This is a genomic window from Enterobacter sp. WP_7_1 (assembly GCF_003688535.1).
Classification (GTDB): Bacteria; Pseudomonadota; Gammaproteobacteria; order Enterobacterales; family Enterobacteriaceae; genus Enterobacter; species Enterobacter asburiae.
This window is the reverse complement of the sequence record NZ_REFK01000003.1, coordinates 84355-103888: the sequence shown is the minus strand read 5'-3', so window position 1 is coordinate 103888 and position 19534 is coordinate 84355. Positions and strand designations below refer to the sequence as shown.

The following is a 19534-nucleotide window of genomic DNA, read 5'->3' as shown; positions in this document are numbered from 1 at the left end:
ATCTACAGACGAAAAAAAGACGTCTTTCGACGTCTTTCTTCTGGAATATTGGTACCGAGGATGGGACTCGAACCCACAAGCCCGTTAGGGCACTACCACCTCAAGGTAGCGTGTCTACCAATTCCACCACCTCGGTACAGAATACTTAGTGCGGGATATCGCTGGTTGGCTTAGCCGGTGCAGCTGGCTGAGTTTGCTCAGTTTTCGCTGGCGCGCTCAGGTTTTCCCACTCGCTTCCTTTGCTGGTCTTGTTGCTGTTGATATTGCCAAGCACCAGACTGATGATGAAGAACAGCGTAGCCAGAATCGCCGTTGTGCGGGTCATGAAGTTCGCAGAACCACTTGAACCGAACAGCGTACCGGAAGCGCCTGCTCCGAAGGAGGCTCCCATATCAGCGCCTTTACCTTGCTGCAGCATAATCAGCGCTACGAGAGCGATGGCTACAATAAGGAAAACAACTAAAAGAGCTTCGTACATAATCAACCTGTTCCTTGCGGATTTGCCGCATACCAATGCTTCGACCAATTAGCAGGATTTTTGTTTCCCACTGAAGCGGGTGTGAATACTAACCAAAGCGAATGACCTTCGCAAGGGCATTTTTGACGCATTGTATCAACTGCGGAAAAAAACAGCAAAAAGCCATTAATTGCTTAAAAGAAAGGCGACAAAAGCCGCCTTTTTATACATTTAGCGTGCACAATTATGCAGCTTTCACAGCATCCGCAATACGGTGTGCAAATTCGGTTACCTGCGCTTCGTCTTCACCTTCCACCATCACGCGGATCAGCGGTTCAGTACCGGACTTACGCAGCAGCACGCGTCCACGATTGCCCAGGGCCGCTTCAACGTCAGCCATCACCGCTTTAACGTTCTCATTTTCCAGCGGATCGCCTTTACCGGCAGTGAAGCGTACGTTTACCAGGATCTGTGGGAACATTTTCATCCCGCTGCACAGATCGTGCAGGCTCATATGGTTGCGCGCCATTGCGGCAACCACCTGCAGCGCGGCCACGATACCGTCACCGGTGGTGGTTTTATCAAGCAGGATCACGTGACCTGAGTTTTCTGCACCGATGCGCCAGCCCTTCTCCTGCAGTTTTTCCAGCACATAGCGGTCACCCACTTTCGCGCGGACAAACGGAATACCGAGCTGTTTCAGCGCCAGTTCCAGGCCCATGTTACTCATCAGCGTGCCCACCGCACCGCCGCGCAGCTGGCCCTGACGCAGGCCCTCACGTGCAATGATGTAGAGGATCTGATCGCCGTCGACCTTGTTACCTTCGTGGTCGACCATGATCACGCGGTCACCGTCGCCGTCCAGCGCAATGCCCAGGTCGGCTTTCTCTGCCAGAACACGCGCCTGCAGGGCACGAACGTCAGTTGCGCCCACCTGCTCGTTAATGTTCAGACCATCCGGCTCACAGCCAATGGTGATGACTTTCGCACCCAGTTCGCGGAAAACATTCGGGGCGATGTGATAGGTCGCGCCATTAGCACAGTCCACCACAATTTTGAGGTGAGCAAGGCTTAGCTCATTCGGGAAGGTGCCTTTACAGAATTCGATATAACGGCCCGCCGCATCAACGATACGGTTCGCTTTACCCAGCTCTGCGGAATCAACGCAGGTGATCTCTTTTTCCATTTCGGCTTCAATGGCTTCTTCCACGTCATCCGGGAGCTTGGTGCCGTCAATGGAGAAGAATTTAATGCCGTTGTCGTAGAACGGGTTGTGAGAAGCTGAGATAACAATCCCCGCTTCCGCACGGAAGGTGCGCGTCAGATACGCGACTGCAGGCGTTGGCATTGGGCCCGTAAAGGACGCGGACAGTCCAGCCGCCGCCAGACCCGCTTCCAGCGCTGATTCCAGCATATAGCCGGAAATACGGGTGTCTTTACCGATAATGATCTTACGGGAACCATGACGCGCCAGCACTTTGCCAGCAGCCCAGCCGAGCTTCAGGACAAAATCAGGGGTGATGGGAGCATCGCCTACACGCCCACGGATACCATCGGTACCAAAATACTTACGATTACTCATAGCGTTTGTTTTCCTTCGCTGCCAGTGTGGCTTCCACCACACGCATGGCTTCTACTGTTTCTTTGACGTCATGGACACGAATAATGTGCGCGCCCTGCATCGCCGCAATCACCGCGCAGGCCAGGCTGCCGCTCAGGCGTTCGCTCGGCCCCACGTTCAGCAACTGCCCAATCATCGACTTTCTCGACATCCCCACCAGCAGCGGCAGGTCAAAGTGATGGAATTCCGATAAGCGCGCAAGCAACGCATAATTGTGGGAGAGATTTTTACCGAAACCGAACCCTGGGTCGAGCAACAATTTCTCTTTTGGGATACCTGCACGTTCACAGCGCGCGATATGCTCAATAAAGAAGCGATTCACGTCGACAAAGACATCGTCGTACTTCGGTGCTTCCTGCATGGTTTTCGGCTGGCCCTGCATATGCATCAGGCAGACCGGTAACCCCGTCTCTGCCGCGGCTTCAAGTGCGCCAGGCTCGGTGAGTGAGCGAATATCATTGATAATGTGAGCGCCCACTCTCGCCACTTCACGAATCACTTCGGGTTTAGAGGTATCAACGGAGATCCATACTTCAAACCGCTGCGCGATAGCTTCAACCACCGGCACCACGCGCGCCAGTTCTTCTTCCACAGACACATCCGCTGCACCAGGACGCGTCGATTCACCGCCCACGTCAATGATTGTGGCACCCGCATTAATCATTAAATTCGCGTGCTTAACCGCCTCGATAAGCGTGTTATGCGTGCCGCCGTCAGAGAAGGAGTCAGGGGTAACATTCAGGATCCCCATCACATGGGGATGTGAAAGATCGAGATGCGAGTCCTGAGCGAATAGTTTCATGGCGAAATCCCTGGTATCTATATCGTTAAACAGAAATGAAAAACCCCGGAGCAAGCTCCAGGGTTTGAGTTACAGACAAACGCTTCAACAGCAGTGGCTTACTTATCGCCCAACTGTTCTGACATGGTGTTGCCCGGGTTTGGCGTACGCGGTTCATCAACCGGACGCGGCGCACGCGGGGTGCCATTGTTGTCAGAATTATTGGAAGCGCCTGGGTCTTCCCAGCCTGCTGGCGGACGCACTTCGCGGCGCGCCATCAGGTCGTCAATCTGCGGTGCATCGATGGTCTCATATTTCATGAGCGCATCTTTCATTGAATGCAGGATGTCCATATTGTCGGTCAGGATCTGGCGTGCACGTGCGTAGTTACGCTCTACCAGAGATTTTACTTCCTGGTCGATGATACGCGCCGTCTCATCGGACATATGTTTCGCTTTAGCCACAGAACGGCCCAGGAATACTTCACCCTCTTCCTCTGCATACAGCAGCGGACCGAGTTTGTCGGAGAAGCCCCACTGCGTCACCATGTTACGCGCCAGGTTTGTCGCAACTTTAATGTCGTTGGACGCACCGGTAGAAACATGTTCCACACCGTAGATAATCTCTTCTGCCAGACGACCGCCGTACAGGGTCGAAATCTGGCTTTCCAGCTTCTGACGGCTGGCGCTGATCGCGTCGCCTTCAGGCAGGAAGAAGGTCACACCCAGCGCACGACCGCGCGGAATAATCGTCACTTTATGCACCGGATCGTGTTCCGGCACCAGGCGACCGATAATCGCGTGACCCGCTTCGTGGTATGCCGTGGACTCTTTCTGCGCTTCCGTCATCACCATGGAGCGACGTTCCGCACCCATCATGATTTTGTCTTTCGCTTTCTCAAACTCCACCATCGATACGACGCGCTTGTTACCGCGAGCGGCAAACAGTGCAGCTTCGTTGACCAGGTTCGCCAGGTCCGCACCGGAGAAGCCCGGGGTACCGCGCGCAATGATTGCCGCATCGATATCCGGCGCCAGCGGTACGCGACGCATGTGAACTTTCAGAATCTGTTCACGACCGCGAACGTCCGGCAGACCCACAACAACCTGACGGTCGAAACGGCCTGGACGCAGCAGCGCAGGGTCAAGTACGTCCGGACGGTTAGTCGCCGCGATAACGATGATACCTTCGTTACCTTCGAAGCCGTCCATCTCAACCAGCATCTGGTTCAGCGTCTGTTCACGTTCATCGTGACCACCGCCCAGGCCAGCGCCACGCTGGCGGCCTACGGCGTCGATTTCATCGATGAAGATAATGCACGGTGCTGCCTTCTTGGCCTGCTCGAACATGTCACGCACACGAGATGCACCGACACCCACGAACATTTCGACGAAGTCAGAACCTGAAATAGTAAAGAACGGCACCTTCGCTTCACCCGCGATGGCTTTCGCCAGCAGGGTTTTACCGGTACCCGGAGGGCCAACCATCAGCACGCCTTTCGGGATCTTACCGCCCAGTTTCTGGAAACGGCTCGGTTCACGCAGGTATTCAACCAGTTCACCCACCTCTTCTTTCGCTTCGTCACAACCGGCGACATCAGCAAACGTGGTCTTGATCTGGTCTTCCGTCAGCATACGCGCCTTGCTCTTACCGAACGACATGGCACCTTTGCCACCGCCGCCCTGCATCTGACGCATAAAGAAGATCCAGACGCCGATAAGAAGCAGCATCGGGAACCAGGAAATGAAGATAGAAGCCAGCAGGCTTGGTTCTTCTGGCGGCTCGCCAACTACCTTGACGTTTTTGGTCAGAAGGTTATCAAGCAGCTTAGGATCGTTCACCGGGATGTAAGTCGTGTAACGGTTACTATCTTTCTTGGTAACGTTGATCTCACGTCCGTTGATACGCGCTTCGCGAACCTGGTCCTGATTGACCTCCTGCAGGAAGGTAGAATAATCCACCTTGCGGCCATTCGACTCGCTGGGCCCAAAGCTCTGGAATACTGACATCAGCACGACGGCAATGACTAGCCAGAGAATTAGGTTTTTCGCCATGTCACTCAAGGGATTAACCTCACATTACAACTGTGTTAAAAACAGCGTCAGGATACTCTATATCCAGTTTCATTCAAACTTTCGCCTGAAATCTACCGGTTATCATTTTCGCCCGGTCGCTACAATATACACTTCTCGGGAACGGGCCCGGGAAGAGTCCGGCTTACGAACTTTAACCTTCGCAAACAGGGAGCGAATTTCCTTAAGATACTCCTCGAAACCTTCGCCCTGAAACACCTTCACAACAAAACTACCACCAGGCGCCAGAACATCACGACACATTTCTAACGCTAGCTCCACCAGATACATGCCGCGGGGGATATCCACCGCAGGTGTTCCACACATATTTGGTGCCATATCAGACATGACAACCTGAACCTTACTATCACCCACACGTTCAAGTAACGCTTTCAGCACTAATTCATCACGAAAGTCGCCCTGAAGGAAGTCGACACCGACGATGGGATCCATTGGTAAAAGATCGCACGCGATGATTCGACCCGCTCCGCCGATCTGCGTGACCGCATACTGGGACCATCCGCCAGGGGCAGCACCGAGGTCGACAACCGTCATCCCCGGCTTAAAAAGTTTGTCACTTTGCTGTATTTCATCAAGTTTAAACCAGGCGCGGGAACGTAACCCCTTTTTCTGCGCCTGCAGAACATATTTATCGCTAAAGTGTTCCTGAAGCCAGCGGCTGGAACTGGCAGAACGCTTTTTACCTGTCATTTAACTTTTCCGTCCGGGTTCATCGTTGCTTACCTTTGGCGTAAATTTCTACGCTGCTATTTGGCGATATTAGGGAGATGGCGGTAGAATGAACCGTTTTCAATCCCAACGTAAGCAAAAATATACGATGAATCTGAGTACTAAACAAAAACAGCACCTTAAAGGTCTGGCACATCCGCTCAAGCCTGTAGTCATGCTTGGCAACAATGGTTTGACCGAAGGGGTGCTTGCCGAGATTGAACAAGCGCTGGAACACCACGAGCTGATCAAGGTGAAAATCGCCTCTGAAGACAGAGACACTAAAAACCTGATCGTGGAAGCCATCGTGCGCGAAACCGGCGCCTGTAATGTACAGGTCATCGGTAAAACGCTGGTGCTCTACCGCCCATCTAAAGAGCGTAAAATCTCGCTGCCACGCTAAGGATATCCTCAATCAAACACATTTTCTGTGTGAAACGAGGGATTTCTGTCAGCAGGCGAGCAAAATGCCATGCTCCTTGAGTTGATAAAAGGCCGCTATGCGGCCTTTTTCTTTTCTTTACAATGTATCAACATCTTAGTAGAGAAGCGAATTACAGGTATTCAACCTTGATAATTTCGTATTCCACTTCACCGCCAGGGGTGCGGATGGTGACAACATCGTCCTGCTCTTTGCCGATCAGGCCGCGAGCAATCGGAGAGTTCACTGAAATCAGGTTCTGTTTGAAGTCTGCTTCATCATCACCCACGATGCGATAGGTCTGCTCTTCGTCGTTGTCCAGGTTCAGCACGGTCACGGTAGAACCAAAGATCACACGCCCATTATTAGGCATTTTGGTGATATCGATAACCTGTGCATTGGACAGTTTTGCTTCGATATCTTTAATACGCCCTTCACAGAAGCCCTGCTGCTCACGCGCGGCGTGGTATTCAGCGTTCTCTTTCAGGTCGCCATGCTCGCGCGCATCCGCGATAGCGGCGATGATTTCAGGGCGACGCACGGATTTCAGGAAATCCAGCTCTTCGCGCAGTTTTTCGGCACCACGTAAGGTCATCGGAATAGCTTGCATTTGTTATACCTCTTAAACATTCCTGTTGGGAGCAGTGTTCCCTGCTCCTGCCCCCCTAAGCGGGCAAGAAGCAAAAAGAAAACCGACCCGGGAGCAATGCCCCAGGTCAGCAGCAATTTTTCAATTTGATATGCATTTTACCGCGAAGTTCACTATGGGTCATCGTTTACTTTGCAGTGCCATGCACCGTAGTATGACGGTTTGTTTTCGGGTTGTTAGCGCGAGATTATGCGATTTTCCAGATTTATCATCGGATTGACTACCAGTATAACGTTCACCGCCCAGGCCGCGAATGTTGATGAGTACATTAATCAGCTCCCCGCAGGCGCGAACCTTGCCCTGATGGTGCAGAAGGTTGGCGCACAGGCTCCCGAGATTGACTATCACAGTCAACAGATGGCGCTGCCTGCCAGTACCCAAAAGGTGATCACTGCCCTCGCCGCCCTGCTCCAGCTCGGGCCTGACTTCCGTTTTACGACCACACTCGAGACCAAAGGTAACGTCGAGGGGGGCGTACTGAAAGGCGATCTTATCGCCCGTTTTGGCGGCGATCCGACCTTTAAGCGCCAGGATATCCGCAATATGGTTGCGGTATTGAAAAAATCTGGCGTCCAGAAAATTGATGGCAATGTACTGATCGACACGTCGATCTTTGCCAGCCACGATAAAGCCCCTGGCTGGCCGTGGAACGACATGACCCAATGTTTTAGCGCCCCACCCGCCGCCGCTATTGTTGACCGTAACTGCTTCTCGGTTTCGCTTTACAGCGCGCCAAAGCCAGATGATTTAGCGTTTATCCGTATAGCGTCCTACTACCCGGTCACAATGTTTAGTCAGGTCCGCACGCTGGCGAAAGGCTCCCCGGATGCGCAATATTGTGAGCTGGACGTCGTGCCGGGCGATCTTAACCGCTTCACGCTTACCGGCTGCCTGACGCAGCGCGCCGATCCGCTGCCGCTGGCCTTTGCGATACAGGATGGGGCAAGCTATGCGGGCGCCATTCTGAAAGATGAGCTGAAACAAGCGGGAATCACCTACTCCGGCACGCTGCTTCGCCAGACGCAGGTTAACCAGCCCGGCACGGTCATCGCCAGCAAACAGTCTCCTCCGCTGCACGATTTACTGCGAATCATGCTGAAAAAGTCTGACAACATGATTGCCGACACCGTATTTCGCATGATTGGTCACGCGCGTTTCGGCGTGCCGGGCACCTGGCGTGCGGGTTCAGACGCCGTTCGTCAGATCCTGCGCCAGCAGGCCGGGATCGAGCTGGGTAATACCATCGCCGTCGATGGCTCCGGATTATCGCGTCATAATTTGATCTCTCCGGCCACGATGATGCAGGTGCTTCAGTACATTGCACAGCACGACACTGAGCTAAACTTTATTTCAATGCTGCCGCTGGCCGGGCATGACGGTTCACTGCAGTACCGCGCCGGGCTTCACGCTGCCGGTGTGGATGGCAAAGTATCCGCTAAAACAGGCTCACTGCAGGGGGTTTACAACCTTGCAGGCTTCATCACTACCGCCAGCGGACAGCGCATGGCATTCGTGCAGTATCTTTCCGGCTATGCCGTCGAACCGACCGACCAGCGCAATCGTCGTATTCCGCTTGTTCGCTTCGAAAGCAGGCTTTATAAGGACATCTACCAGAATAACTAGCGATGAAACTACTCATAGTTGAAGACGATCTGTTATTGCAGGAAGGGCTAGCGCTGGGGCTGGCCAATGAAGGGTATGCCCTTGACTGTGCCGGCACCGCAGCGGAGGCGGATGCCCTGATCCAGAGCGGCGAATACAGTCTGGTGATCCTCGATTTGGGCCTGCCTGATAAAGACGGCGCAACGTTGCTCAGCCAGTGGCGACGCCGCGGTATCGCCAACCCGGTGTTGATCCTGACGGCGCGCGATGCCATTGAGGATCGTATCACCGGCCTTGATGCAGGCGCAGATGATTATCTGGTGAAGCCTTTTGCGCTTGCGGAGCTGCAGGCTAGGGTGCGGGCGTTGATTCGCCGCTATCAGGGCCATAGTGATAACTTACTGACCGACGGCGATATTACGCTGAATCTGCAAACCCAGCAGGTACTGCGCCGGGACCAGGCGGTAGAAGTGACGCCAAAAGAGTTCGCCCTGCTTACGCGTCTGATCATGCGCAGCGGGCAAACGGTGCACAGAGAAACGCTCCAGCAGGATATCTACTCCTGGCAGGACGACCCGGGGTCAAATACCCTTGAAGTTCACATTCACAACCTGCGTCGCAAGCTCGGCAAGGACAGAATCAAAACCGTCCGTGGCGTTGGCTATCGCCTTGAGAGCCAGAAATGAACAGTATGCGTCGGCGTTTGATGGTTCTGCTGGCGGTTATTCTCTTATTTTTCCAGCTGATAAGCGTCATCTGGCTGTGGCATGAAAGCCGTGAGCAGATTGGCTTTCTGGTGAATGAAACGCTGTCGGCAAAAGCCCGCAATAACCATGTCGAAAAAGAGATCCGCGAGGCGATTGCTTCCCTTCTCGTCCCTTCTCTGGTGATGGTCGGTTTCACGCTGCTGTTTTCATTCTGGGCGGTCACCTGGATAACCCGACCGCTGAATAAACTGCGTGACAGCCTGGCTAACCGTTCGGCGGATAACTTAACTCCGCTTCCTATGTATTCCGACATGGAAGAAATAGGCGCGGTGACAACCTCCCTGAACCAGCTGCTCGCCCGGCTGGACAATACCATTCAGCAGGAGCGTCTCTTCACCGCTGACGCCGCACATGAGCTCCGAACGCCCCTTGCCGGTATCCGGCTTCATCTGGAGCTTATGGCGCAGTCAGGCGCACCACAGGCCGCGACGTTAATTAGCCGTATCGATCAGCTCATGCATACCGTCGAACAGCTGCTGATGCTGGCCCGTGCCGGACAGGCAATGGCCAGCGGACACTACGAAACCGTGAGCTGGACGGAAAATATCATTGAACCTCTCGGCCTGGGGCATGAAGCCAAAGAGCATACGGTGATTTGGCCCGCTAAAAGCGCGCTCACGGTTCAGGGAGACGCCGTGCTCCTTCGTCTGATGCTGCGCAACCTGCTGGAGAATGCCGGGCGCTACAGCCCGGCAGGGACAACGATTACAGTGACATTAACCGAGATCGACGGGGGGACGCAGATCGGTGTGATCGATCAGGGGCCCGGTATTGATGAAGCGCACCGACAGTCAATTACCGAGCCATTCCGCCGTCTTGACCAGCGCTACGGTGGCAGCGGCCTGGGCCTGAGTATCGTGCAGCGCATCGTGCAGCTCCACCACGGCAGGTTGACGCTTGAGAACGGCGCTGAAGGTGGTTTGATCGCCAGCTGCTGGCTGCCCGCAACGCTGGAATAAAAAAAGCCCCCATAATGGGGGCTTTGGACAGATATTAGTGCTTGTAGATGAACTCGACGCCTTCTTCGTCGTCTTCATCCCAGTCATCGTCCCAGTCTTCATCATCGTCTTCCGCTTCCAGCTCTTCGAGCTGCTGACGGTGGTAGTCATCCCACATGAATTCGACTTTTTCAGGCTGTTTCGCTTCTTCCGCCTGAACAATTGGGTTCTCAATGATAAAAGTCATCACATCCCAGCACAGATCTTTCACGCCAACCTGGCTTGCCGCAGAGATCAGGTAGTATTTATCTTCCCAACCCATTGCTTCAGCAATCGCTTTGGCTTTCGCTTCCGCTTCGGCTTTGTCCATCAGGTCGATCTTGTTGAAGACCAGCCAGCGCGGCTTACCTGCGAGTTTTTCGCTGTATTTTTCAAGTTCACCGATGATGATACGGGCGTTTTCGACCGGATCGGACTCATCGATTGGATTAATATCAACGATATGCAGCAATACGCGGCAGCGCTCAAGGTGTTTCAGGAAGCGAATACCCAGTCCTGCGCCTTCTGCTGCGCCCTCGATCAAACCAGGGATATCAGCGACAACAAAGCTCTTTTCGTGGTCCATACGAACAACGCCCAGGCTTGGCACCAGCGTCGTAAACGGATAATCCGCCACTTTTGGCTTCGCGGCCGATACAGCACGGATAAACGTTGATTTACCGGCGTTAGGCATACCCAGCATACCCACGTCTGCCAGCAGCATCAGTTCCAGCTGCAGCTCGCGCGTATCGCCCGGTGTGCCCATGGTTTTCTGACGCGGAGCACGGTTAACCGATGATTTAAAACGGCTGTTACCGAGACCGTGCCAGCCACCTTTAGCAACCAGCAGGCGCTGACCGTGTTTGGTCATATCACCCATGGTTTCACCGGTGCCCTGGTCAATCACACGCGTACCGACCGGAACCTTGATGTTGACGTCTTTACCACGTTTACCGGTACAGTCACGGCTCTGGCCGTTCTGGCCGCGCTCGGCACGGAAAGATTTTTCGAAACGGTAGTCGATCAGCGTGTTGAGGTTTTCATCCGCCTCCAGCCACACGTCACCACCATCCCCGCCGTCGCCGCCGTCAGGACCGCCACGTGGGATATACTTTTCACGGCGGAAGCTCACGCAACCATTGCCGCCATCACCAGCCACGACCAGGATCGTCGCTTCATCAACAAACTTCATTTTACTCTCCGTAACTCATTCGCCTGAGCGGGGGACTACTACAACCGCTTCATTTTTGCGCCAACGTCCCCAAAGACGATGACCAATGGCGGAATACATCGCGCCCGCAACCACGACAAACGCACCGAGATAACCCAACAGGTTGAGCATCGGTCTGACGAAGACATCGGGCCAGGCCATTGATAACAAATCTGAAAATAACAGCGTAAACAGCGGAGTAAGCGTAATTAACGCGCTCACCTGTGCTGCCTGCCAGCGCGCCATCGCTTCGGCTAGCGCGCCATAACCGACCAGCGTGTTCAGCCCACAAAAAATGAGGCACGCCAGTTGCCAGTCGCTAAGCTGGGAAATCACACCCGGCTTTGCTAATGGCAGCAATGCTATTGTACACAAAGTGTACAGCAAAAAGAGGATCTGCTGTGAGGCAAGTCGACGCAATAACACCTTTTGTGCGACGCCATAGCTCACCCAGACCGTTGCTGCCCCCACACCAAAAATTACACCCCATGTGTAATCCGTCAGGCGGGTGAAAATCTCTATCAGACTGGTGTTGAAGAACATCACCAGACCGCACAGCAGCATGCTCGCCCCGATAATCTGCGTACCGCGCATCTTTTCCTTGAGGATAAAGACACTGGCGACCATCATGCCCACCGGCGAAAGCTGACCTATCACCTGCGACGCCGTGGGGCTGAGATATTGCAGGGAAGAGCTGAACAGGATGAAGTTACCGAACAGACCGCCCGTCGCGATAGCCAGCAATACCAGCCAGCGCGGTTTGCGGAAAAGCCGCAAGGGTGGAAGCTTACCTTTGATAGCCAGAATGGCCCCGAGGCCGATGCTTGCCATCAGAAAGCGATAAAAGACCACCGTAGGCGGCTCCATCACTTCCAGTACCTGCTTCATTGCAATTGGCAACGCACCCCAGCACATTGCGGTGGTGAGTGCCAAAAGAATGCCCATGCCGGCCTGCTGCTTCATGCCCGTTTTCCCTACAGAAAAAATTACCGGGTTTCCAATGTAAAAAGCCCCGCAACAGGTTGCGGGGCTTTAATCCGTTACCGGACCGAGAAAACCTTACTCAGCAACGATGCTGATGTATTTACGGTTGTTCGGGCCTTTAACTTCAAATTTCACTTTACCGTCTGCTTTAGCAAACAGAGTGTGGTCACGACCGCAACCTACGTTGTTGCCAGCGTGGAATTTGGTACCACGTTGACGAACGATGATGCTACCCGCCAGAACGGATTCGCCACCGAAACGCTTAACGCCAAGGCGTTTAGCTTCTGAATCGCGACCGTTACGTGTGGAGCCGCCAGCCTTTTTATGTGCCATTTAAATCTCTCCTCAGGTCTTAGGCGCTGATGCCAGTAATTTTCACATCAGTGAACCACTGACGGTGGCCCTGCTGCTTACGGTAGTGCTTACGACGACGAAACTTAACGATTTTAACTTTCTCGCCACGACCGTGTGCAACAACTTCAGCTTTGATAACGCCGCCATCAACGAAAGGAACGCCGATTTTGACTTCTTCACCGTTTGCGATCATCAGAACTTCTGCGAACTCAACAGATTCGCCAGTTGCGATGTCCAGCTTTTCCAGGCGAACGGTCTGACCTTCGCTTACTCGGTGTTGTTTACCACCACTTTGGAAAACCGCGTACATATAAACTCCGCTTCCGCGCACGTCCTCGTATGAATCAGAGTGCGCTATAAATATTCACAATAGGGCGCGAATATTACGCAAAACGCGAGCCTTTGACAAGTGCTACCGTCAATACATGAAGAAAAAAAACACAACACGTACGGTAACGTTTATCTGTGCCGTTTTTTCAGTACAATCAGCACTACTATTGATAAACCGAAACCCTTCGTTACCCCATTGAAGATGGGATCAACAGGATAAAAAGCCCGGCTTTTGCGATGAATTTAGAAAAAATCAACGAGTTAACCGCGCAAGATATGGCGGGTGTGAATGCAGCAATCCTGGAGCAACTCAACTCTGACGTTCAGCTGATCAATCAGTTGGGCTATTACATCGTCAGCGGCGGCGGTAAACGCATTCGTCCGATGATTGCCATTCTGGCTGCCAGAGCCGTTGGCTATCAGGGAAATGCTCACATCACTATCGCAGCGCTCATCGAATTTATTCACACGGCGACGCTTCTGCATGACGATGTTGTGGATGAATCGGATATGCGTCGTGGCAAAGCCACGGCAAACGCTGCTTTCGGAAACGCAGCCAGCGTCCTGGTGGGGGATTTTATCTATACCCGTGCCTTCCAGATGATGACCAGCCTGGGCTCACTGAAAGTGCTGGAAGTGATGTCCGAAGCCGTAAACGTCATAGCTGAAGGCGAAGTGCTGCAGCTGATGAACGTCAACGACCCTGACATTACCGAAGAAAACTACATGCGCGTCATCTACAGCAAAACTGCGCGCCTGTTTGAAGCGGCAGCCCAGTGTTCCGGCATTCTGGCTGACTGTACCGAAGCACAGGAAAAAGGCCTGCAGGACTATGGCCGCTATCTGGGTACGGCATTCCAGCTGATTGATGATTTGCTGGACTACAGTGCGGACGGCGAGACGCTCGGCAAAAACGTGGGCGATGACCTGAACGAAGGCAAACCCACCCTGCCGCTGCTTCATGCTATGCGCAACGGAACAGCCGACCAGGCGAAAATGATCCGTGAAGCGATTGAGCAGGGAAATGGCCGCCATCTTCTGGAACCTGTACTGGAAACCATGGCTATCTGCGGATCGCTCGAATGGACGCGTCAGCGTGCGGAAGAAGAAGCCGACAAAGCCATCGAAGCGCTTCAGGTCATTCCAGACAGTCCGTGGCGCGAGGCACTGATTGGTCTTGCCCACATCGCCGTTCAGCGCGACCGTTAATCCCCTTGTTTCTCCCCGCAGCGATAGCGGGGAGATTCCAGAACACACCTGTAAATTCCGTGTTCATGTAAATTCATCGGTTTAGAGACCGCATGAATAAAGCCGTGTCTTATTCTGAATATCCCTTCAAGTAACGCGAACTTTTTAGAACAAGAAGTTGAAATGGGTATAGTAACCGCGTCGTTTCAGAAGAAACGGCGTAGGTGAATCCGAACTTAAGGACGGCGTTATGGATACGAAATTTATCGACTGGCACACGGCTGATATTATTGCCGCACTGCGCAAAAGAGGCACTTCACTGGCAGCAGAGTCCCGCCGCCATGGACTGAGTTCTTCAACTCTGGCAAACGCCCTCACCCGCCCCTGGCCCAAGGGAGAATTAATTATCGCGACGGCGCTGGATACGCATCCGTGGGTAATTTGGCCTTCGCGCTATCACGACCCCATTACCCATGAATTTATCGACAGATCGCGCATGATTCGCCAGAGAAAGGTAAAAACAGAACCGCAGGAATAACGCGTTTTTGACAGGAACAGCAACCCCCCGGTCATTGCTGGCAGGGGGCTGCCGGAACGATTACTCGCCCTTCACACGCTCAATGTTGGCACCCAGCGCGCGCAGTTTATCTTCGATACGCTCATAACCACGGTCGATGTGATAGATACGATCCACGATCGTTGTGCCTTCCGCGATACAACCCGCCAGCACCAGGCTTGCAGACGCACGCAGATCGGTTGCCATCACCTGAGCACCTGACAGTTTCTCAACGCCGTGGCAAATCACGGTATTACTTTCGATCTCAGCATGCGCCCCCATACGGATCAGCTCCGGTACGTGCATAAAGCGGTTCTCGAAAATGGTTTCTGTGATGAAGCCAGTGCCTTCGGCGACCAGGTTCAACAGGGTGAACTGTGCCTGCATGTCCGTAGGGAACGCCGGATGCGGCGCCGTACGCACATTGACCGCTTTTGGACGCTGCCCGTGCATATCGAGGCTGATCCAGTCTTCACCGATTTCGATATCCGCACCCGCATCGCGCAGTTTCGCCAGCACCGCATCCAGGGTATCTGGCTGCGCGTTGCGACAAACAATCTTACCGCCAGAAATCGCCGCAGCGACCAGGAAGGTACCGGTTTCGATACGGTCCGGCAGAACGCGATAAACACCACCGCCCAGACGCTCAACGCCTTCGATGGTGATACGGTCAGTACCCTGACCGGAAATCTTCGCCCCCAGCGCCACGAGGAAATTGGCGGTATCCACAATTTCCGGTTCGCGCGCGGCGTTTTCGATGATGGTGGTCCCTTCTGCCAGCGTCGCCGCAGACATAATGGTGACCGTTGCGCCCACGCTCACTTTGTCCATGACGATGTGCGCGCCTTTCAGACGACCATTAACGGACGCTTTAACGTAACCTTCTTCCAGCTTGATCTCGGCGCCCAGCTTCTCCAGACCAAAGATGTGCAGGTCAACCGGACGCGCACCGATGGCGCAGCCGCCCGGCAGAGAGACCTGTCCCTGACCAAAACGCGCTACCAGCGGGCCAAGCGCCCAGATGGATGCACGCATGGTTTTCACCAGATCGTAAGGGGCTGAGAAGTTGTTCACCTTGCTGGCGTCGATCCAGACGGAACCGTTACGCTCAACTTTCGTGCCCAGCTGGGTGAGCAGCTTCATGGTGGTATCGATATCTTTCAGCTTCGGTACGTTCTGAATTTCTACCGGCTCTTCAGCCAGCAGCGCAGCAAAGAGGATTGGCAGCGCGGCGTTTTTTGCGCCAGAAATTGTGACTTCGCCCTGGAGACGCGTTGGCCCCTGTACACGAAATTTATCCATTGTGTGCTCTCTTATAAATTCAACCGTGCTGCGGGCCTGTCGCCCTCAGCTCAAAAACCGTTTAGTTTGCGATCGCGTGCCCACTCTTGCGGCGTGAACGCTTTAATCGACAGGGCGTGGATGCGGTTATCCGCAATATATTCCATCAGCGGCGCGTACACAGCCTGCTGTTTCTTCACGCGGCTCATACCGTCGAACATCTCACCCACAGCAATAACCTGGAAGTGACTGCCATCGCCAGTGACGTGGGCTTCCTGAAGGGAGAGTGCATTCATCAGCACTGTCTGGATTTCATGATTTTCCATGGGCTCTTAATCATCTGATAGTGAAAACAAGCCCAACATCTTAGAGCAAAGTGGCGTTGTCTTAAACAAGCAAAAAGCCCCGACGATGAAACAGTCAGGGCTTTCGGAAGTAACGCACTGAAAATATTAACGAGGCAGTACGTCCTCAGGGAGGTTGTAGAGCTGAGCAAGAGTCACGACATTATCGCTCGCGCCGTGAAGCTTAACGCTTGTCCCCTGCTTTTTCCCCACGGCAACCAGATGGGCAAGCAGCGCAACACCCGCCGTATCCACCCGCGTAACGTCTGTTAAGTCGATACGCGTCACGCCCTGCATCGCTTCGTGGCGTTTGTCCCACAGTGGGTTCAGCAGATCCTGATCCAGTTCACCGGACAGCTTTAATGTTTCGCCTTCACGCGACCAGCTGAGTTGCTGTGACATTACTTCTTCTCGTCCAGGGTAATTTTCTGGCGAGAGATAGACTGCAGCTGAGCGGTCAGGCCATCAATGCCTTTGGTGCGCAGCAGATCGCTCCATTCGTTCTGTTTGGTGGTGATCATGCTTACCCCTTCGGCAATCATGTCATACGCCTGCCAGTGACCGGTCTGGCTGTTTTTACGCCACTGGAAATCCAGACGAACCGGCGGACGACCGTTAGGATCGATGATCGTCACACGGATAGGGACGATAGTTGCATCGCCCAGCGGCTGCTCAGGCGCAATCTGATAGGTCTGGCCGTGGTACATCGCCAGCGCCTGGCCATAAGCCTGTTTCAGGTATTCACGGAACGCGGCAAAGTAGGCATCACGCTGCGCAGGGGTCGCGTCTTTGTAATAACGTCCCAGCACCAGCGCACCCGCATATTTAATCTGCACGTACGGCAGCAGCTCCTGGTCAACAACTTCACGCAGATAATCAGGATTAGCACGAATTTTAGGCTGTTCATTTTTAAGACGGTCGAAGGTCTTTTTCGCCGCTTCGTCCATCAGTTTGTACGGGTTACTCTGATCCGCAGCGTGGGCGGCGGTAAGAGGGGCGATGACCAGCATGGCAACCATTAACAGTCGTTTAAACATGAATGACTTCTCCTGATATTAATTCGCAGCACCTGGCGTCGGTGCGACGTCGGTATGATCTTCGCTCTGCGCTGGGGCAGCGTCGGATTTTTTCTCATCCCCTTTACTGCTGTAAAGGAACTGACCAATCATATCCTCCAGCACCATCGCGGATTTCGTATCCTGAATGACGCTACCGTCTTTAAGGATAGTCGTTCCCAGCTCGGGGTCTTCAAAGCCGACGTTAAGCGCCAGATATTGTTCGCCCAGCAGGCCGGAAGTGCGAATAGAAAGGGAGCTGGTGTCCGGGATATGGTTGTAACGCTCTTCGATATCCATCGCGACGCGTGGCAGATAGGTTTTCTCATCAAGCGTAATGTCAGATACGCGTCCGATCACCACGCCGCCGATACGAACCGGTGAACGCGCCTTCAGCCCGCCGATGTTATCGAAGGTGGCATAGATGCGATACGTCGGCTCGGTGCGCACAGACGTGATATCCGCCGCTCTCAGGCAGATAAACAGCGCGGCCAGCAGCGCCAGCAGCAGGAATACACCGACCCAAATTTCATTTTTTCTCGTTTGCATGAACTCAATTCCCAAACATCAGTGCGGTGAGCACAAAATCCAGACCCAGTACGGCCAGCGACGAATGTACGACTGTACGTGTAGTTGCGCGGCTAATGCCCGCCGACGTCGGGATGGCATCGTAACCATTGAACAATGCAATCCAGGTGACCGTAATGGCAAATACCACGCTTTTGATCAGGCAGTTAACCAGATCCATTCGCAGGTCGATGGCATCCTGCATTGCGGACCAGAAGAAACCGGCGTCAATGCCTTTCCAGTGCACGCCAACCAGCGAACCGCCCCAGATACCCACGGCGACAAACAGAATAGTCAGTAACGGTAAAGAGATCACCCCAGCCCAGAAACGCGGCGAGATCACGCGACGCAGCGGATCGACCGCCATCATCTCCATGCTGGAGAGCTGCTCGGTCGCACGCATCAGGCCAATTTCAGCCGTTAATGCCGACCCCGCGCGCCCGGCGAACAGCAGCGCCGCCACAACCGGCCCCAGTTCACGCAGCAGCGAGAGCGCCACCAGCATCCCAAGGCTGGTTTCCGCACTGTAGGTCGTCAGAACAAGATAGCCCTGCAGCCCAAGCACCATACCGATAAACAGACCGGAAACAATGATGATGAGCATTGACAGCACGGCGACATTATAAAGCTGCCGCACCAGCAGCGGTGCGTGCTTGCGGAATTCCGGCTTGCCGACCAGCGCGTTGAATAACATCAATCCGGCACGCCCGAACGTCCTGATGGTTTTTATGCCACGGTGTCCGAGAGCGGCCAACGCATTTAACAGCATGAGTGGCTTAACTCCCTATTCCCAGTAAATCGTCACGATAGTCGCCCGCCGGGTAGCGGAACGGCACAGGGCCATCGGCAATACCGTCGAGGAACTGCCGCACGCGCGGATCGCAATTTTCCTGCAGCGCCTGAGCGCTGCCGTGTGCGACGATCTTTTTGTCCGCCACGATATAGGCGTAATCGGCAATGCTCAATACTTCAGGTACATCGTGAGATACCACAATGCAGGTGACGCCAAGCGCGCTGTTCAGTTCAGAGATGAGCTTCACCAGCACGCCCATCGTGATGGGATCCTGTCCAACAAATGGTTCGTCGAACATGATTAAATCAGGTTCTAATGCAATGGCTCGCGCCAGCGCGGCGCGGCGCGCCATCCCGCCGGACAGCTCAGAAGGCATCAGCTTCGCGGCGCCCCGCAAACCGACGGCTTCGAGCTTCATCATCACTGTGCTTTTCAGCAGTTCAGGCGGCAGGCTGGTATGCTCGCGCAGCGGATAGGCCACGTTATCAAAGACATTCATGTCGGTGAACAAGGCTCCCGACTGAAAGAGCATGCTCATGCGTTTGCGGACAGTATACAGACGCGAGCGTGACATCTCCGGGATGTTTTCGCCATCGAAGAGGATTTCACCGCGATCGGGTGGGATCTGCCCACCAATGAGACGCAGCAGGGTCGTTTTACCGATCCCGGACGGCCCCATGATGGCAGTGATCTTACCACGCGGTACGGTCAACGAAATATCATCAAATATCAATCTGTTGGCGCGAGAAAAACTCACGCCGCGAACATCGACTAAATTCGCCATCGTTTGGCTCAT

23 protein-coding genes and 1 tRNA gene are annotated in these 19534 nt (G+C 53.9%); 6 read left to right on the top strand and 18 right to left on the bottom strand.

What is annotated here, in order from left to right; genetic code table 11:
- Positions 1-49 precede the first annotated feature (49 nt).
- The 6 genes from BJ885_RS13625 to rlmE form a co-directional block, all read right to left on the bottom strand.
- A tRNA-Leu gene (locus tag BJ885_RS13625) sits at positions 50-136 on the bottom strand.
- Between the two features lie 9 nt (positions 137-145).
- Entirely contained in the window at positions 146-478 is a 333-nt protein-coding gene (gene secG / locus BJ885_RS13620; RefSeq protein WP_023309338.1) for a preprotein translocase subunit SecG, read from the bottom strand.
- Positions 479-701: 223 nt separating this feature from the next.
- A complete protein-coding gene (gene glmM / locus BJ885_RS13615) occupies positions 702-2039 on the bottom strand; it encodes a phosphoglucosamine mutase (RefSeq protein WP_023309339.1) in 1338 nt (445 codons plus the stop codon).
- Positions 2032-2880 carry a dihydropteroate synthase gene (gene folP / locus BJ885_RS13610; RefSeq protein WP_121932125.1) on the bottom strand — a complete coding sequence of 283 codons (849 nt, stop codon included), beginning with the start codon at positions 2878-2880 and terminating at the stop codon, positions 2032-2034. Before folP ends, glmM begins: the two co-directional genes overlap by 8 nt.
- 98 nt (positions 2881-2978) lie before the next feature.
- Positions 2979-4913, bottom strand: a complete 1935-nt coding sequence (gene ftsH, locus BJ885_RS13605; RefSeq protein ID WP_029739626.1) for an ATP-dependent zinc metalloprotease FtsH — start codon at positions 4911-4913, stop codon at positions 2979-2981.
- Positions 4914-5015: 102 nt separating this feature from the next.
- Positions 5016-5642 (bottom strand): 23S rRNA (uridine(2552)-2'-O)-methyltransferase RlmE, encoded by a 627-nt coding sequence (gene rlmE, locus BJ885_RS13600; protein WP_010436004.1) that lies wholly within the window; start codon positions 5640-5642, stop codon positions 5016-5018.
- A gap of 127 nt (positions 5643-5769) precedes the next feature.
- On the opposite strand from rlmE, the gene yhbY reads away from it, so the two are divergent.
- Complete coding sequence (gene yhbY, locus BJ885_RS13595) at positions 5770-6063, top strand: ribosome assembly RNA-binding protein YhbY (protein WP_003861814.1); 294 nt, start codon at positions 5770-5772, stop codon at positions 6061-6063.
- 151 nt (positions 6064-6214) lie between these two features.
- Here the strand turns inward: yhbY and greA are convergent, their stop codons facing one another.
- Positions 6215-6691 carry a transcription elongation factor GreA gene (gene greA / locus BJ885_RS13590; protein ID WP_014171793.1) on the bottom strand — a complete coding sequence of 159 codons (477 nt, stop codon included), beginning with the start codon at positions 6689-6691 and terminating at the stop codon, positions 6215-6217.
- Between the two features lie 228 nt (positions 6692-6919).
- Here greA and dacB point away from each other — a divergent pair, with 228 nt between their 5' ends.
- Genes dacB through pmrB form a run of 3 tightly spaced genes read left to right on the top strand, consistent with a single transcriptional unit; the run spans position 6920 to position 10058 of the window.
- The gene (gene dacB / locus BJ885_RS13585) at positions 6920-8353 is read left to right on the top strand and encodes a serine-type D-Ala-D-Ala carboxypeptidase (protein ID WP_047646426.1); all 1434 of its coding nucleotides are present in this window, start codon (positions 6920-6922) and stop codon (positions 8351-8353) included.
- Positions 8354-8355: 2 nt separating this feature from the next.
- Entirely contained in the window at positions 8356-9018 is a 663-nt protein-coding gene (gene pmrA, locus BJ885_RS13580; protein WP_033146744.1) for a two-component system response regulator PmrA, read from the top strand.
- On the top strand, positions 9015-10058 hold the full coding sequence (gene pmrB, locus BJ885_RS13575; RefSeq protein WP_047646427.1) for a two-component system sensor histidine kinase PmrB: 1044 nt from the start codon (positions 9015-9017) through the stop codon (positions 10056-10058). The genes pmrA and pmrB overlap by 4 nt, the downstream gene beginning before the upstream one ends.
- 34 nt (positions 10059-10092) lie before the next feature.
- Here the strand turns inward: pmrB and cgtA are convergent, their stop codons facing one another.
- The 4 genes from cgtA to rplU all read right to left on the bottom strand — a co-directional run bounded on the left by cgtA (position 10093) and on the right by rplU (position 12934).
- Positions 10093-11268: an Obg family GTPase CgtA gene (cgtA, locus tag BJ885_RS13570; protein ID WP_029739622.1), complete on the bottom strand. Its 1176-nt coding sequence runs from the start codon at positions 11266-11268 to the stop codon at positions 10093-10095.
- Between the two features lie 15 nt (positions 11269-11283).
- The gene (locus tag BJ885_RS13565) at positions 11284-12249 is read right to left on the bottom strand and encodes a DMT family transporter (RefSeq protein ID WP_121932124.1); all 966 of its coding nucleotides are present in this window, start codon (positions 12247-12249) and stop codon (positions 11284-11286) included.
- A 96-nt stretch (positions 12250-12345) separates the two neighbouring features.
- A complete protein-coding gene (gene rpmA, locus BJ885_RS13560; RefSeq protein WP_004385076.1) occupies positions 12346-12603 on the bottom strand; it encodes a 50S ribosomal protein L27 in 258 nt (85 codons plus the stop codon).
- 19 nt (positions 12604-12622) lie between these two features.
- Positions 12623-12934 (bottom strand): 50S ribosomal protein L21, encoded by a 312-nt coding sequence (rplU, locus tag BJ885_RS13555; RefSeq protein ID WP_003025032.1) that lies wholly within the window; start codon positions 12932-12934, stop codon positions 12623-12625.
- A 257-nt stretch (positions 12935-13191) separates the two neighbouring features.
- On the opposite strand from rplU, the gene ispB reads away from it, so the two are divergent.
- Together ispB and sfsB are read left to right on the top strand one after the other, a co-directional pair.
- Positions 13192-14163, top strand: a complete 972-nt coding sequence (ispB, locus tag BJ885_RS13550; RefSeq protein ID WP_024906360.1) for an octaprenyl diphosphate synthase — start codon at positions 13192-13194, stop codon at positions 14161-14163.
- A gap of 229 nt (positions 14164-14392) precedes the next feature.
- Positions 14393-14680: a DNA-binding transcriptional regulator SfsB gene (sfsB, locus tag BJ885_RS13545; RefSeq protein ID WP_029739619.1), complete on the top strand. Its 288-nt coding sequence runs from the start codon at positions 14393-14395 to the stop codon at positions 14678-14680.
- Between the two features lie 60 nt (positions 14681-14740).
- Here the strand turns inward: sfsB and murA are convergent, their stop codons facing one another.
- The 7 genes from murA to mlaF form a co-directional block, all read right to left on the bottom strand.
- Entirely contained in the window at positions 14741-16000 is a 1260-nt protein-coding gene (murA, locus tag BJ885_RS13540; RefSeq protein WP_023309349.1) for a UDP-N-acetylglucosamine 1-carboxyvinyltransferase, read from the bottom strand.
- 50 nt (positions 16001-16050) lie between these two features.
- Complete coding sequence (gene ibaG / locus BJ885_RS13535; RefSeq protein ID WP_008501458.1) at positions 16051-16305, bottom strand: BolA family iron metabolism protein IbaG; 255 nt, start codon at positions 16303-16305, stop codon at positions 16051-16053.
- Between the two features lie 126 nt (positions 16306-16431).
- Positions 16432-16725 carry a lipid asymmetry maintenance protein MlaB gene (gene mlaB / locus BJ885_RS13530; RefSeq protein ID WP_029739618.1) on the bottom strand — a complete coding sequence of 98 codons (294 nt, stop codon included), beginning with the start codon at positions 16723-16725 and terminating at the stop codon, positions 16432-16434.
- Entirely contained in the window at positions 16725-17360 is a 636-nt protein-coding gene (gene mlaC, locus BJ885_RS13525; protein ID WP_029739617.1) for a phospholipid-binding protein MlaC, read from the bottom strand. The genes mlaB and mlaC overlap by 1 nt, the downstream gene beginning before the upstream one ends.
- A gap of 18 nt (positions 17361-17378) precedes the next feature.
- Positions 17379-17927: an outer membrane lipid asymmetry maintenance protein MlaD gene (mlaD, locus tag BJ885_RS13520; protein ID WP_023309352.1), complete on the bottom strand. Its 549-nt coding sequence runs from the start codon at positions 17925-17927 to the stop codon at positions 17379-17381.
- Between the two features lie 4 nt (positions 17928-17931).
- Entirely contained in the window at positions 17932-18714 is a 783-nt protein-coding gene (mlaE, locus tag BJ885_RS13515) for a lipid asymmetry maintenance ABC transporter permease subunit MlaE (RefSeq protein WP_023333605.1), read from the bottom strand.
- A 7-nt stretch (positions 18715-18721) separates the two neighbouring features.
- On the bottom strand, positions 18722-19534 hold the full coding sequence (gene mlaF / locus BJ885_RS13510) for a phospholipid ABC transporter ATP-binding protein MlaF (RefSeq protein WP_023309353.1): 813 nt from the start codon (positions 19532-19534) through the stop codon (positions 18722-18724).

Excerpts from the sequence above, each read along its gene's own strand:
- mlaF (WP_023309353.1), bottom strand. The coding sequence starts at position 19,534 with ATGAGCCAAACGATGGCGAATTTAGTCGATGTTCGCGGCGTGAGTTTT.
- sfsB (WP_029739619.1), top strand. The coding sequence starts at position 14,393 with ATGGATACGAAATTTATCGACTGGCACACGGCTGATATTATTGCCGCA.
- greA (WP_014171793.1), bottom strand. The coding sequence starts at position 6,691 with ATGCAAGCTATTCCGATGACCTTACGTGGTGCCGAAAAACTGCGCGAA.
- rplU (WP_003025032.1), bottom strand. The coding sequence starts at position 12,934 with ATGTACGCGGTTTTCCAAAGTGGTGGTAAACAACACCGAGTAAGCGAA.
- secG (WP_023309338.1), bottom strand. The coding sequence starts at position 478 with ATGTACGAAGCTCTTTTAGTTGTTTTCCTTATTGTAGCCATCGCTCTC.
- folP (WP_121932125.1), bottom strand. The coding sequence starts at position 2,880 with ATGAAACTATTCGCTCAGGACTCGCATCTCGATCTTTCACATCCCCAT.
- BJ885_RS13565 (WP_121932124.1), bottom strand. The coding sequence starts at position 12,249 with ATGAAGCAGCAGGCCGGCATGGGCATTCTTTTGGCACTCACCACCGCA.
- rpmA (WP_004385076.1), bottom strand. The coding sequence starts at position 12,603 with ATGGCACATAAAAAGGCTGGCGGCTCCACACGTAACGGTCGCGATTCA.
- mlaC (WP_029739617.1), bottom strand. The coding sequence starts at position 17,360 with ATGTTTAAACGACTGTTAATGGTTGCCATGCTGGTCATCGCCCCTCTT.
- dacB (WP_047646426.1), top strand. The coding sequence starts at position 6,920 with ATGCGATTTTCCAGATTTATCATCGGATTGACTACCAGTATAACGTTC.
- pmrB (WP_047646427.1), top strand. The coding sequence starts at position 9,015 with ATGAACAGTATGCGTCGGCGTTTGATGGTTCTGCTGGCGGTTATTCTC.
- mlaE (WP_023333605.1), bottom strand. The coding sequence starts at position 18,714 with ATGCTGTTAAATGCGTTGGCCGCTCTCGGACACCGTGGCATAAAAACC.
- murA (WP_023309349.1), bottom strand. The coding sequence starts at position 16,000 with ATGGATAAATTTCGTGTACAGGGGCCAACGCGTCTCCAGGGCGAAGTC.
- pmrA (WP_033146744.1), top strand. The coding sequence starts at position 8,356 with ATGAAACTACTCATAGTTGAAGACGATCTGTTATTGCAGGAAGGGCTA.
- ftsH (WP_029739626.1), bottom strand. The coding sequence starts at position 4,913 with ATGGCGAAAAACCTAATTCTCTGGCTAGTCATTGCCGTCGTGCTGATG.
- rlmE (WP_010436004.1), bottom strand. The coding sequence starts at position 5,642 with ATGACAGGTAAAAAGCGTTCTGCCAGTTCCAGCCGCTGGCTTCAGGAA.
- glmM (WP_023309339.1), bottom strand. The coding sequence starts at position 2,039 with ATGAGTAATCGTAAGTATTTTGGTACCGATGGTATCCGTGGGCGTGTA.
- cgtA (WP_029739622.1), bottom strand. The coding sequence starts at position 11,268 with ATGAAGTTTGTTGATGAAGCGACGATCCTGGTCGTGGCTGGTGATGGC.
- ispB (WP_024906360.1), top strand. The coding sequence starts at position 13,192 with ATGAATTTAGAAAAAATCAACGAGTTAACCGCGCAAGATATGGCGGGT.
- yhbY (WP_003861814.1), top strand. The coding sequence starts at position 5,770 with ATGAATCTGAGTACTAAACAAAAACAGCACCTTAAAGGTCTGGCACAT.
- mlaD (WP_023309352.1), bottom strand. The coding sequence starts at position 17,927 with ATGCAAACGAGAAAAAATGAAATTTGGGTCGGTGTATTCCTGCTGCTG.
- ibaG (WP_008501458.1), bottom strand. The coding sequence starts at position 16,305 with ATGGAAAATCATGAAATCCAGACAGTGCTGATGAATGCACTCTCCCTT.
- mlaB (WP_029739618.1), bottom strand. The coding sequence starts at position 16,725 with ATGTCACAGCAACTCAGCTGGTCGCGTGAAGGCGAAACATTAAAGCTG.